Raw genomic sequence first — 12066 nt, forward strand, 5'->3', positions numbered from 1 at the left:
GACCAACAGGCCCGACCACCATGACCCCGAAGAAACGGATCGCCGTCGGCGGCATCCATACCGAATGCTCGACCTACAACCCGGTGCTCATCCGCGCAGAGGATTTCACGGTGATGCGCGGCGCGGAGCTGACCGCCTCGGCCTATTTCGCCTTCCTGCCGCAGGACGACGTCGAGATCCTGCCGCTGCTGCACGCCCGCGCCGTCCCCGGCGGGCCGGTGGACCGTCCGGCTTACGAGGGCTTCAAGTCCGACCTGCTGTCCCGGCTCGAGGCGGCGCTGCCGCTCGACGGCGTCTACCTCGCCATGCATGGCGCGATGCACGTGGACGGCATGTGGGACGCCGAGGGCGACTGGATCAAGGCGGTGCGCGATCTTGTCGGCCCCGAAGTGCCGATCTCGGTCAGCTACGACCTGCACGGCAACGTCAGCCAGCGGATCATCGACCAGATCGACATGTTCGCCGCCTATCGCACCGCGCCGCATATCGACGTGACCGAGACCATGCAGCGCGCCTGGGAGATGCTGCTGCGCTGCCTGCGGAGCGGCGAGCGACCCTTTGTCACCTGGGCGAAGATCCCGGTACTGATGCCCGGCGAACGCTCTTCGACCGAGGATGAGCCCGCCAAGTCGCTCTATGCCGCCCTGCCTGCCCATGACCGGCGCCCCGGCATCTGGTCCGCCGACCAGATGGTGGGCTACGTCTGGGCCGACGAGCCGCGCGGCACCGCCGCCGCCATCGTCACCGCCACCGATGCCGCCGAGGCTGAGGCCGTCGCCAGCGAATTGGCGCGGGCCTACTGGGATGCGCGCGGCGCCTTTGCCTTCGGCCCGATCACCGGCCCGCTGGGCGAGATGCTGGATATCGCCGCCAAGGCGAGCACCTCGCCAGTGATCCTCGCCGAGAGCGGCGACAACCCCACCGGCGGAGGAGTGGGTGACAACGGGTTGGTGCTTAAGGCGCTGATCGAACGGGACTGGCAGGACGCGCTGATCGCCGGGATCACCGATCCCGAGGCGGTCGCGGCGTGCTTCGCCGCCGGGGTCGGCGCCGAACTGGAGCTTACCGTCGGCGCGAAGCTCGACCCGGCAGGCACCTCGGCCACCGCGCGATTCACCGTGATGACCCTCGTGGAGGGCGCCGGCGGCGCCTTTGCCCAGGCAGTGGTGAGGACCGGGGGTATCACCCTCGTGCTCGCCGCGCGGCGCCGGCCCTACCACAACTTCGAGGACTTCGAACTGCTCGGCCTTGACCCGCGCAAGGTCGGCCTGCTGGTGGTAAAATCGGGGTACCTGTCGCCGGATCTCGCGCCAATCGCCAACCCGAACCTCATGGCGTTGACCGATGGCGTGGTGAACCAGGACATCCCGCGCCTCGAGAGCCACCACCGCGCACCGGGCCTCTACCCCTGGGACACAAAGGCCACCTTCACGCCCGCTCCCACCCGCTCGGCCCGCGCCTGAGCTGACAGCACCTCAGGCCCCTCGGCGCATGGAGCCGCGCCGAGGAGCCTTCCGTTCCGCCTCGGCCCGCGGGCCGCATCCCTCCGAGAGCCCGATGTTCCACATCCTCAAATCGCTCCGCGCCTCGCAGGGCCTGCGGGCCTGCGCAGCGGCGGTCTTTTTCTGCGGCATCGCCGCGGCCTCGACCGCGCCCTACAAATCGGTGGTGGCGATCCGCGAGCTTGGCCTCTCGGACGGCGCCTTCTCGGCGCTCACCCTGACGGCGGCGATCATCAACGTGCTGGCCTCGATCTACCTCGGCATGCTGGCGGACCGCGATACGGGCTACCGCAAGTTGCTGATGTGGCTCGCCGCGATCGGCATCGCCGGCTATGCGGCGATCTTCCTCTTCCCGCAGCCCGCAGTCTTCGTGCTCGCGCTGCTGCTGCCCGTGTCGATCTTCAGCGGGCTGACGCCCATGCTCTTCGCAGCCGGGCGGGTGTTTTCCGACGGGCTGCCGCGTGCCGACCGCGCCGCCATGTCCTCGGTCCTGCGCGGCATGGTCTCGGCGGCCTGGATCCTCGTGCCCGGGGTGCTGGGTTTTGCACTCGCCGGGCGCGGCTCGATGCTGCCTGCCTTCCTCGTCGCGGCGCTGGCCGCCACGGCTGTGCTGATCGTGCTTAAACTCGCCATGCCCCGCGGCGGCAGCGGCGATCCGGCAAAGCGGCCGCCGAAGGTCTCGCTGCTCGGCGCCTTTGGGCTGCTGGCGCGCCCCGCGGTGACCCTGCGCGTGGTCGGAACCGCCGCGATCACCTCGGCGATCCACGTGCATGCCGCCGTCATGCCGCTGATCATGACCGGCCGCGCCGGGGGCACCAACGGCGACGTTGGCATCACCGTCGGCATCGTCGCGGGCATGGAACTGCTCTTCTTGCTCGGCTGGGCGCGGGTCACACGCCACATCTCTACGGTCACCACGCTGGCCGTCGCCATGGCGCTCTATACCGGCTATCTGGGCACCATCGCTCTGGCAACCTCGCCCGGCATGATCATCGCCGGCGCCTTTCTCGGAGGCACCGCGGCCTCGGCGCTGATCACCTTGCCGCTCGGCTACCTTCAGGAGCTGATCGCGGACCGCCCCGGTCTTTCGGCCTCGCTGATCTCGCTGAACCTCTTTCTTGCAGGCGCCATCGCCGCCGGGCTTTTCGGCTTCGGCACCAGTATCGCCAGCTATTCCACGGTCGCCTTCATGGGCATTGCCGTCGGGCTTGCCGGGGCGCTCGGCCTCGTGGCACTGGAACGCTGGCACCCGCTCACATCCGCCGCCGCAGAGGAGAGGCCATGACCCGCACCCTGGAGATTTGTGTCGACAGCCCCGCTGGCCTTGCCGCCGCCGTCGAAGGCGGTGCGGACCGCATCGAGCTCTGCTCGGCGCTGGCGCTTGGTGGCCTGACGCCGACGCAAGGGCTGATACACCTTGCCGCCCGTGCGCCGATCCCGGTTGTGGCAATGATCCGCCCCCGTGCCGGAGGCTTCGAGTGGAGCGAGGATGAGCTCGTCGCGATGGAAGTCGAGATCGCCGCCGTCGCGCGCGCGGGCCTCGCGGGCGTGGTGATCGGTGCGACGCGCTCCGACGCGGGCACCGTGACGCTCGACCTTCCCGTCCTGCAGCGACTGGTTGCGGCGGCAAAGGGGCTCGATCTCACACTGCACCGCTGCATCGACCTCATCGAAGACGCGTTCGAAGCCATCGACCAGGCGGCAGAGCTCGGCATCTCGCGCATTCTAAGCTCGGGAGGCGCGCTGTCGGCCGTTGAAGGCATCGCGCGCCTGCAGGAAATGACCGCGCACGCCGCGGGCCGGCTGAGCATCATGCCCGGCGCCGGGATCTCTGCCGCCACCCTCCCCGGCCTGCTCGCGGCTCTCGATCCGAGCGACGTGCATGCCTCCGCCTCGCAGCCCGATCCCGCAAGCGGCGCCATTGCCCGCTTTGGCTTCCAGACCGAGGCGGCACGGCGCACCGATGCCGCCACCGTGGCCGGGCTAAAACGCCTGCTCGAGGACCACAAAGGGCGGCCCTAGGGCCGCCCTCTCCCCGTGACCGGCAGTCGCCTCACTCGGGGTGCACATCCAGATAGTAGTCGAAGAGCTCCAGCTCGCTCGCCGCAGCCCGGTCGAGGACCAGCGTCGCATGGCGGTGCATCTGCAGGACACTTCCCGGCCAGCGCGCCGAGACCGGCCCCTCGACGACCTGCGCCACCGCCCGCGCCTTGGCCGCGCCGGTCGCGACCAGCAACACCTCGCGCGCCCGCATGATCGTGCCGATGCCCATGGTGATCGCCAGTCGCGGCGGTTCCTCGCCCTCGGGGAAGTAACGGCTGTTGGCCTCGCGAGTCGAACGCTCCAGCGTCTTCAGCCGGGTGATCGAGCTGAGGCTCGAGGTCGGCTCGTTGAAGCCGATGTGGCCGTTCAGCCCCAGCCCCAGCAACTGCAGGTCGATGTCGCCCGCCGCGACGATAGCCGCCTCGTAGCGCGCCGCCTCGGCCTCCGCATCCGCGGCCTCGCCCATGGGCAGATGCGCCGCGTCTGGCTCGATGTCGATCTGGTCGAAGAGCTTCTCGGCCATGTAGCGGCGGTAGGAACAGGGATGATCGCCCGAAAGCCCGACGTATTCGTCGAGGTTGAAGCTCTGCGCTCCGGCAAAGGAGGCGCGTCCGGCGCGGTGCAGCGCAATCAGCTTCTCGTAAACCGCCTCCATCGTGCCGCCCGTGGCGAGGCCCAGCACCGAGGCGGGCTTGGCGGTGAGCTGCGCGGCAATGATCTCGGCGGCGCGCACCGCTGCCGCCGCGGCATCCCCAAGGATCAGGATCTTCACCGCGGCTCAGGCCTTCAGAGGGTTGTAGGCGATCACGTCCATCTCGACCTTGGCATCAACCATCAGCGGCGATTCCACCGTCGAGCGGGCTGGCGGGTGAATGCTGAAGTGCTTCTTGAAGACCGCGTTGAAGGACGAGAAGTCCCGCGCGTCATCAAGCCAGACGCCGACTTTCACCACGTGCTCGAGCCCGCAGCCCGCCAGCGCCAAGACCTCCTTGAGGTTCTCGATCACCACTTCGGTCTGAACGGCGATATTGCCCACCACCACCTCGCCGTCGCGCGTCGGCACCTGCCCCGAGACAAAGACGAAGTCCCCGGCGCGCACGGCCTTGGAAAAGGGGCGCTCCTGGCCGCCGGCCTGGGTGTCGGCGGCGTCCAGGCGCTGAATACCGGGAAGGGTCATGACGGGCACTCCACGAAATTGATTTTCTTTTTTCTGGCGCGAACATCGAAGTTAGGCAATAGATTCCTCGTGATTTGTGCGAATTTATGAAAGAAATTTCCAAACATCGCAGGAAGCCATGCGCCGGCTTGTCCGGGCACCCGATACAAGGACCCAGCCTTTCCATGACCGCTACGCCCACCGTCCCGCTCCCCTTTGCCCGCATCAGCCTCAAGTGGAGTATGATCGAAGCCCCTGGGCTGAGCATCGCCGAGACCTTCGCCATGCTCGCAGAACTGGGCTACGACGGGGTCGAAATCGACGCCCCGACGGACATGCCGCTGGACGAACTGCGCGGCGCCAGCGCCGCCAGCGGCGTCGCCCTGCCCGGGGTGATCAACGCGCGCCATTGGAGCCACCCGCTCTCGTCGCCCGACGCCGAGACCCGCGCCGCGGGTGTGCAGGGAATGATCGCAGCCCTTGAGACCGCGCGCACCATCGGCGCGGAAACCGTGCTGCTTGTGCCCGGTGCCGTCGGGCCTGAGGTCAGCTATGCCACCACCTGGGACCGCGCGGTCGCGGGACTCGAACAGCTCCTGCCCCATGCCGAGCGCACAGGCGTGCGCATCGCCATCGAGAACGTCTGGAACAACTTCCTGCTCAGCCCGCTCGAGGCCGCGGCCTTCCTCGATCGCTTCGATCACCCGTTGCTGGGCTGGTACCTCGACGTCGGCAACCTGCTGCGCAACGGCTATCCGACCGATTGGATCGAGGTGCTGGGCGCGCGCATCACCCGGGTCGATCTCAAGGAATTCAGCCGCGCCAAGATGGATGCGGAGGGGCCTTGGAAGGGTTTCGACGTCGAGCTTGGCGAGGGGGATTGCGATTGGGTCGCGGTGAACGCGGCGCTGCGCGGGGTCGGTTACAGCGGCTGGGCCTCGGTCGAGGTGCCGGGCGGCGGGCGCGCGCGGCTGGCAGAGATCCGGGAACGGGTCGAGGCGCTGCGCGGGCTCTGAGGGCGCGATCAAGACAAAGGGGCGCGCCGGACTCACAGGCGCGCCCCCTTCTCATGGGATCAGTGTCACGCGGCCAGTTCGGCCGTCACCTCGTCGAAGATGCGGATCACGTTGGCAAGCCCGGTGTCGCAGCCCATGAGCGTCGGCTCGTTTCCCTCGAACTCCAGCGAAACGTAGCCGTCATAGCCCGAGCTCAGGATGGCCCGGACGATCTCCCGCGTTTCCAGGTCGCCAAAGCCAAAAACCGTGCCGACGATGTGCCGCCCGCCCAGCGTCTCGAGCCAGCCCGGCCCCGGGTAGCGTTTGCGCAAGAGGAAGTCCTTCACGTGCACGAATCTCGCGATGTCGAGGCAGTTGCGCGTCGCCATCAGCGGATCCTCATCGACACAGAGGAAGTTGCCCACGTCCAGCGTCATGCGGAAGTTCGGGCTGTCCACCGCTTGCACGAGCCGGCGGCAGCGCTCGCTCGAATTCATCAGAAAGCCGTGGTTCTCAATGCTGGTCACCACGCCACGGCTCGTCGCATGCTCTGCCACCTCTAGGCAAGCCTCGACGATAACCGGGAAAAGCGCTTCGACCTGCACATAGCTCTCGGGACGCAGCGCCCAAGGGACCACATCGGTGCGCAGAAATCCCACGCCGATATCTGCGCAAAGATCGACGTAGCGCTTGGCCCTGTCGATCTGCGCCCGGCGCGTGGCCGCGTCCTCATCAATGAAGCTCGCCGGGATGCAGAGACCCGACAGGGCAACGCCTGAATTTTCGGCAGCCGCCTCGAGCCGCCGCCGGGTTTCTGCGTCCTCGTAGAGCTCGTATTCCATCATGGTCTCGGGGCTCTGGCCGACGGTCATCGTGGCCAGTTCCATATGCGTTCCCCCCGAGGCGGCGATTTGCTCGAACACCCCCTCAAGGCTGATCTCCTGGCGCCGCAGCAGCGGCTGGAAACTGTAGGAACTGATGCCGAATTGCATGGCAAATCCTTATTTTCACTTGGGAACGGAGGCGCCACGCTGGGTTGGACAGGCGGCTTTTCGGGGACGCTAACATCCGAAAATATTTTACACAACCTTATTGACTTTGCGGCGCCGCCGAGCGTTCATGCGGTCAAAAATGAAAAGAATTTACGAAAAACCTCGTCCACCCCACGTCCCCCTGGAGGTCCGACCATGACGATCCTAGCCGCCGATGTTGTCATCGTGGGCAGTGGCCCGACCGGGTCCACCTATGCGCGGATCATCCGCCGCGACTGGCCCGAGGCGCGCATCCTCATGGTCGAGGCCGGCCCCAAGGCGACGCCCGAGATCGGCAGACATCTCGACAACCTGCCCGATGCCGCCCGCACCGAGGCGCAGCTTCTGGCGCAGGGTCCGAAACGCGGCGTGAGCTATGCGCCGATCACCCGTGACGAATGGGAGGCCCGCAAGGCCGGCAAGCATGATGCCTCGCTGCTGCGCCGCCCAGGCCTCTTCTTCGCCAATACCGACACGCCGGACGAGAGAGCCTTTGCCGGCTTTGCCGCCGCGTCGGTCGGCGGCATGGGGGTGCAATGGACCTCGGGCTGCCCGCATCCCTCGATGTCCGAGCGCGTGCCGTTTATCGACGCAGCCGAGATGGAGGCCGCGCTGCAGCTGGCCGACGCGTTGCTGGGCGCGAACAAGCATCCGTTCCCCGGGTGCAAGGGCTCCGAGGAAATGCGCCGCCGGCTTGGCGAGGTCTTCAACCCCGGTCGTCCCGAGGACCGCAAGGTGCAGCCCATGCCGCTGGCCTACACGGTCACCGAAGAAGGCGTCATAACCCATGGCACCGACCACATCCTCGGCGAGATGGTGACCGAGCCCGAGGAGATGTTCCGCATCCTGCCCGAGACCGCCTGCCGCCGGGTGCTGCATGAAAATGGCGTCGCCACCGGTGTCGAGCTGGTCAGCATGACCAACGGCGAGAGCTGGAAGGTCGAGGCGGGCACAGTGGTTGTCGCGGCGGATTCGCTGCACGGGCCGCAGCTGCTCTACGGATCGGGCATTCACCCCGAGGCGCTGGGGCGCGGCATCAACGACCACTATCTGATCAACCGCTTCTTCATCACCGATATCGAGGGCCCGCTCACCTCGATGTCCTGGATCCCGCGCGTCGACAGTGAAGATTTCCCCTTCTCGGTCACGATTCACGGCAACGATCCGGCAAAATTCCCATTCCCCGAAGAGATCGAGGGCACGCTGGTCGGCATGGGGCTCTTTGTCGCCGCCGACCCCCGGCCCGAGAACCGGATCATCTTCGACGAGGACAATCTCGACTGGAAGGGACTGCCGAGCTTCTCGATTCACGCGCCGGTCAACGAGGTCGACCAGGAACGCATCGAGATGGGCAAGGCGATGGCCGAGAAGATCGCCACCACGCTCGGCACCTTGCTCGACGGCTTCGCGACGGTCCGCATCCCCACCGGCAACTCGCTGCACTACCAGGGCACGATGCGCATGGGCGAGAGCGACGACGGCACCAGCGTCTGCGACCGCTACAGCCGTGTCTGGGGCTTCGAGAACCTCTACGTGGCGGGCAATGGCATCATCCCCACGGTGACCGCGACAAACCCGACGCCCTTCATCGTGGCGCTGGCCAGCATGGGCGCGCAGAAGATCGCCGAGACGCGCCGCGCGGTGGCCAAAGCCGACGCCTGACCTCGCCTCACTGCCCTGACGCACAGCAAGAAAGACGACAGCCGCCGATGACCGACCCCGCCAGCAAGCAACTCTCCGTCATGGTCGTAGGCCTTGGCCAGATGGGCCAGAGCCACGCCCTCGCCTACCACGCCCACCCCGGCTTCGAGATCGTCGGTCTGGTGAACCGCTCGACACGCGACCTGCCCGACTCGCTTGCTGGCTACCCGCTGCACCATGACTTCGCGGTGGCGCTGAGCGAGCTGCAGCCCGACGTGGTCTCGATCGCCACCCATACCGACACCCACGCCGATTACGCCGTCGCGGCGCTGGAAGCGGGCGCGCACGTCTTCGTGGAAAAGCCGCTCGCCGCCAATGTCGCAGATGCGGAGCGGGTGGTCGCAGCCGCCAAGGCGCACGGTCGCAAGCTGGTCGTCGGCTACATCCTGCGTCACCACCCCTCGTGGATGCGGCTGATCTCCGAGGCGCGCGATCTCGGCGGCCCCTACGCCTTCCGCATGAACCTCAACCAGCAGTCGAGCGGCGCCGCCTGGAAGATCCACCAGGAGATCCTCAAGACCACCTCGCCGATCGTCGACTGCGGCGTGCATTACGTGGATGTCATGTGCCAGATCACCGACGGCACACCGGTCGAGGTGCGCGGCATGGGCGTTCCCTTCGCCAAGGGGCTGAAGGAGGGCATGTACAACTATGGCCAGTTCCAAGTGCTCTTCGACGATGGCAGCGTCGGCTGGTACGAAGCGGGCTGGGGACCGATGATCTCGGAGACCGCCTATTTCGTGAAGGATGTCATGTCGCCGAATGGCGCCGTCTCTATCGTCATGGAGGAAAAGACCGGCTCGGCGGACATCAACGCGCACACCCAGACGTCGCGGCTCCGCGTGCACCACGCCGAGACCGATGAGAACGGCGAGCTTCTGCACGAGGACGAATGGCTGAGCATGGAAGGCGAGCCGGATCACCAGGCGCTCTGCGATCGCGAACAGGACTACCTCTATCGCGCCATCGTGGGCGACGTGGACCTGGAACGGCACATGAGCGACGCCGTCGCCTCGCTGGGCATTTGCCTCGCGGCGGACGAGAGCATCCGTACCGGGCAGCCGGTTAAACTCTGAGCCGGAAGCACCCGGCGCGCCCGTCACCCTTCCCGCGGCACGGTCGATCGGCCTGCCGCTGCCCGGCTAGACCAGCAGCCGGTGACAGCGGCAGGCCGATCGCCTCGACCCGATCCTGACCGGCAGATTGTAGCTGGCAAAGACTGCAGACAGCCATCACCGAGGTATTCAACGGCGGCTTGCGCGCCGCGCTTCTGAACGAGAAGATTTTCGACAGTCTGAACAACGCGCACCGCAGGCTGTCTCTCTGGTGCTACGACGCCAATACCGTCACACCGCATTCGTCCCTGGCCAACCAGATACCGCAGCAAGCGCGCCGCACGCTTGAGCAATTCGAGGGCTCCGCGCCCGGCGCGCGTGCGCAAGACGATGAAGCCGAATACCCAAATCCAACCTGCAGACTCTTGTGATGAATGAGGGACCGGCAAGGGGGCAGGTCACGTCAGTTCACTGAAATATATTGGGATTTTTTACCCGTCTTGCCGAGAGCGCAGGGCGGGTGGAAAGAGACGCTTGGCGTTCGGAGACCGATCTCGCGCGACGGGGCCATTCCCGAAGGGCAGATGGTCCCTGCAAACCCCTTTTGCACATAAAGAAAAAGGCCCCGCGAGGGACCTGTTTTCGGGTTTGCACTATGCAAATGGCGGAGAGGAAGGGATTCGAACCCTCGAGACGGTTCCCCGCCTACACACTTTCCAGGCGTGCGCCTTCGACCACTCGGCCACCTCTCCGCGGACCGCTCTACAGGAAAGTCGCGACCGGGCGCAAGAGCCGGATTCCCAAAAAATTTGCCCCGGCGCTTGGCCGGGGCATTTCCTTGCGTCAACCGCAACCGCGAGGTCACATGTTCGGGTAATTTGGACCGTCTCCGCCCTGTGGAACCGTCCAGGTGATGTTCTGACTCGGATCCTTGATGTCGCAGGTCTTGCAGTGCACGCAGTTCTGGAAGTTGATCACGAACTCCGTCTTGCCGTCCTTCTCGACGAACTCATAGACGCCCGCCGGGCAGTAGCGCTGCGAGGGCCCTGCGTATTTCGGCAGGTTGTCGAGCACCGGCACGCGATTGTCCTTGAGCTTCAGATGCGCCGGCTGGCTCTCCTCGTGGTTCGTGAAGGAGAAGGCGACGTTGGTCAGCCGGTCGAAGCTGAGCTTGCCGTCGGGCTTCGGGTAGTCGATCGGCTGGTGCCCCGCCGCCATCTCGGTCGAGGCCGCGTCGCTCTTGCCGTGCTTCACCGTGCCGAAAAGCGAGAAGCCGAAGCTGTTGGTCCACATGTCGAGACCTCCGAGCGCCAGCGAGCCGAAGAGCCCGGTCTTCGACCAGAGCGGCTTGACGTTGCGCACTTTCCACAGGTCCTTGCCGATGGCCCCTTCGCGCACTTCAGTCTCGTAAGCCGTCAGCTCGTCCGAGGCGCGGCCGGCCTTGATGGCCTCGAAGGCCGCCTCTGCCGCCGCCTTGCCCGAGAGCATGGCGTTGTGGTTGCCCTTGATGCGCGGCACGTTCACAAGGCCGACCGAGCAGCCCAGCAGCGCCACGCCCGGCGCCACCATCTTCGGCATCGACTGGAAGCCGCCCTCGGAGATCGCCCGCGCGCCATAGGCGACGCGCTTGCCGCCCTCGAGCAGCTCGGCCACATGCGGGTGATGCTTGAAGCGCTGGAACTCCATATAGGGATAGAGGTGCGGGTTCTTGTAGTTCAGGTGCACCACGAAGCCGACATAGACCTGGTTGTTCTCGAGGTGATAGATGAAGGCCCCGCCCCCAGCATTGCCGCCAAGCGGCCAGCCCATGGTGTGCTCGACCCGGCCCTCGCTGTGCTTTGCGGGATCGATCTCCCAGATTTCCTTCATCCCGAGGCCGAACTTCTGCGGACAGTGGCCGTCCGACAGGTTGTACTTTTCGATCACTTCCTTCGACAGCGAGCCGCGCACGCCCTCGGACAGGAAGACGTATTTGCCCAAGAGTTCCATGCCCGGCTCGTAGCCCGGGCCCGGGGTGCCGTCGGCCTCCTTGCCGAACTCGCCCGCGACCACGCCGCGGATCTCGCCCTTGTCGCCGTAGACCAACTCCGAGCAGGCCATCCCGGGGAAGATCTCGACGCCGAGCGCCTCGGCCTGCTCGGCCATCCAGCGGCAGACGTTGCCCATCGAAACGATGTAGTTGCCCTCGTTCGACATGAACTTCGGCATCGGCCAATGCGGGATCGAGACCTTCCCGGCCTCCCCAAGCAGATAGAACTTGTCTTCCTTGACGGGCACGCTGATCGGCGCGCCCTTCTCCTTCCAGTCGGGGATCAGCGCGTCGAGACCGCAGGGGTCGAGCACCGCGCCCGACAGGATATGCGCGCCTACTTCGGAGCCCTTCTCGAGCACCACCACGTTCAGATCCGCGTCGAGCTGCTTCAGCCGGATCGCGGCCGAGAGCCCTGCCGGGCCTGCCCCCACGATCACCACATCGTATTCCATCGACTCGCGCTCGATCTCGGCCATGCCGGTCCTCCGCTGGCTGTTTGCTGTAATTATCTTGCGCATTGGCGTAGCGCGGCAGCGCAGCACAGGTCAATC

10 protein-coding genes, 1 tRNA gene and 1 pseudogene are annotated in these 12066 nt (G+C 66.3%); 7 read left to right on the forward strand and 5 right to left on the reverse strand.

The window, feature by feature from the left end; genetic code table 11:
- Positions 1–20 precede the first annotated feature (20 nt).
- From G0Q01_RS26075 to G0Q01_RS26085, 3 genes are all read left to right on the forward strand, one after another.
- On the forward strand, positions 21–1463 hold the full coding sequence (locus tag G0Q01_RS26075; protein ID WP_164198279.1) for a M81 family metallopeptidase: 1443 nt from the start codon (positions 21–23) through the stop codon (positions 1461–1463).
- A 94-nt stretch (positions 1464–1557) separates the two neighbouring features.
- On the forward strand, positions 1558–2787 hold the full coding sequence (locus tag G0Q01_RS26080; protein ID WP_164198277.1) for an MFS transporter: 1230 nt from the start codon (positions 1558–1560) through the stop codon (positions 2785–2787).
- Positions 2784–3524: a copper homeostasis protein CutC gene (locus G0Q01_RS26085; RefSeq protein WP_164198275.1), complete on the forward strand. Its 741-nt coding sequence runs from the start codon at positions 2784–2786 to the stop codon at positions 3522–3524. The genes G0Q01_RS26080 and G0Q01_RS26085 overlap by 4 nt, the downstream gene beginning before the upstream one ends.
- A gap of 31 nt (positions 3525–3555) precedes the next feature.
- Here G0Q01_RS26085 and nagB read toward each other — a convergent pair whose 3' ends face one another.
- A complete protein-coding gene (gene nagB, locus G0Q01_RS26090) occupies positions 3556–4317 on the reverse strand; it encodes a glucosamine-6-phosphate deaminase (protein ID WP_164198273.1) in 762 nt (253 codons plus the stop codon).
- A 6-nt stretch (positions 4318–4323) separates the two neighbouring features.
- Positions 4324–4722, reverse strand: a complete 399-nt coding sequence (locus G0Q01_RS26095) for a RidA family protein (RefSeq protein ID WP_164198271.1) — start codon at positions 4720–4722, stop codon at positions 4324–4326.
- Positions 4723–4886: 164 nt separating this feature from the next.
- Here G0Q01_RS26095 and G0Q01_RS26100 point away from each other — a divergent pair, with 164 nt between their 5' ends.
- Complete coding sequence (locus tag G0Q01_RS26100; RefSeq protein WP_203595187.1) at positions 4887–5717, forward strand: sugar phosphate isomerase/epimerase; 831 nt, start codon at positions 4887–4889, stop codon at positions 5715–5717.
- Positions 5718–5782: 65 nt separating this feature from the next.
- Here G0Q01_RS26100 and G0Q01_RS26105 read toward each other — a convergent pair whose 3' ends face one another.
- A complete protein-coding gene (locus G0Q01_RS26105) occupies positions 5783–6688 on the reverse strand; it encodes a sugar phosphate isomerase/epimerase (protein ID WP_164198270.1) in 906 nt (301 codons plus the stop codon).
- A gap of 195 nt (positions 6689–6883) precedes the next feature.
- Here G0Q01_RS26105 and G0Q01_RS26110 point away from each other — a divergent pair, with 195 nt between their 5' ends.
- The 3 genes and pseudogenes from G0Q01_RS26110 to G0Q01_RS26120 form a co-directional block, all read left to right on the forward strand.
- Positions 6884–8389, forward strand: a complete 1506-nt coding sequence (locus G0Q01_RS26110; RefSeq protein ID WP_164198268.1) for a GMC oxidoreductase — start codon at positions 6884–6886, stop codon at positions 8387–8389.
- Between the two features lie 47 nt (positions 8390–8436).
- Positions 8437–9504 carry a Gfo/Idh/MocA family protein gene (locus tag G0Q01_RS26115; protein ID WP_164198266.1) on the forward strand — a complete coding sequence of 356 codons (1068 nt, stop codon included), beginning with the start codon at positions 8437–8439 and terminating at the stop codon, positions 9502–9504.
- A gap of 146 nt (positions 9505–9650) precedes the next feature.
- A pseudogene (locus G0Q01_RS26120) lies at positions 9651–9914 on the forward strand (integrase core domain-containing protein); the annotation flags it as partial.
- A gap of 231 nt (positions 9915–10145) precedes the next feature.
- On the opposite strand, the gene G0Q01_RS26125 reads toward G0Q01_RS26120, so the two are convergent.
- Together G0Q01_RS26125 and G0Q01_RS26130 are read right to left on the reverse strand one after the other, a co-directional pair.
- A tRNA-Ser gene (locus G0Q01_RS26125) sits at positions 10146–10235 on the reverse strand.
- Positions 10236–10344: 109 nt separating this feature from the next.
- Positions 10345–11991 (reverse strand): electron transfer flavoprotein-ubiquinone oxidoreductase, encoded by a 1647-nt coding sequence (locus tag G0Q01_RS26130; protein WP_164198264.1) that lies wholly within the window; start codon positions 11989–11991, stop codon positions 10345–10347.
- Between the last annotated feature and the right edge of the window lie 75 nt (positions 11992–12066).

Origin of the sequence: Salipiger sp. PrR007 (assembly GCF_010499845.1) — a bacterium.
Lineage (GTDB): Bacteria > Pseudomonadota > Alphaproteobacteria > Rhodobacterales > Rhodobacteraceae > Salipiger > Salipiger pacificus_A.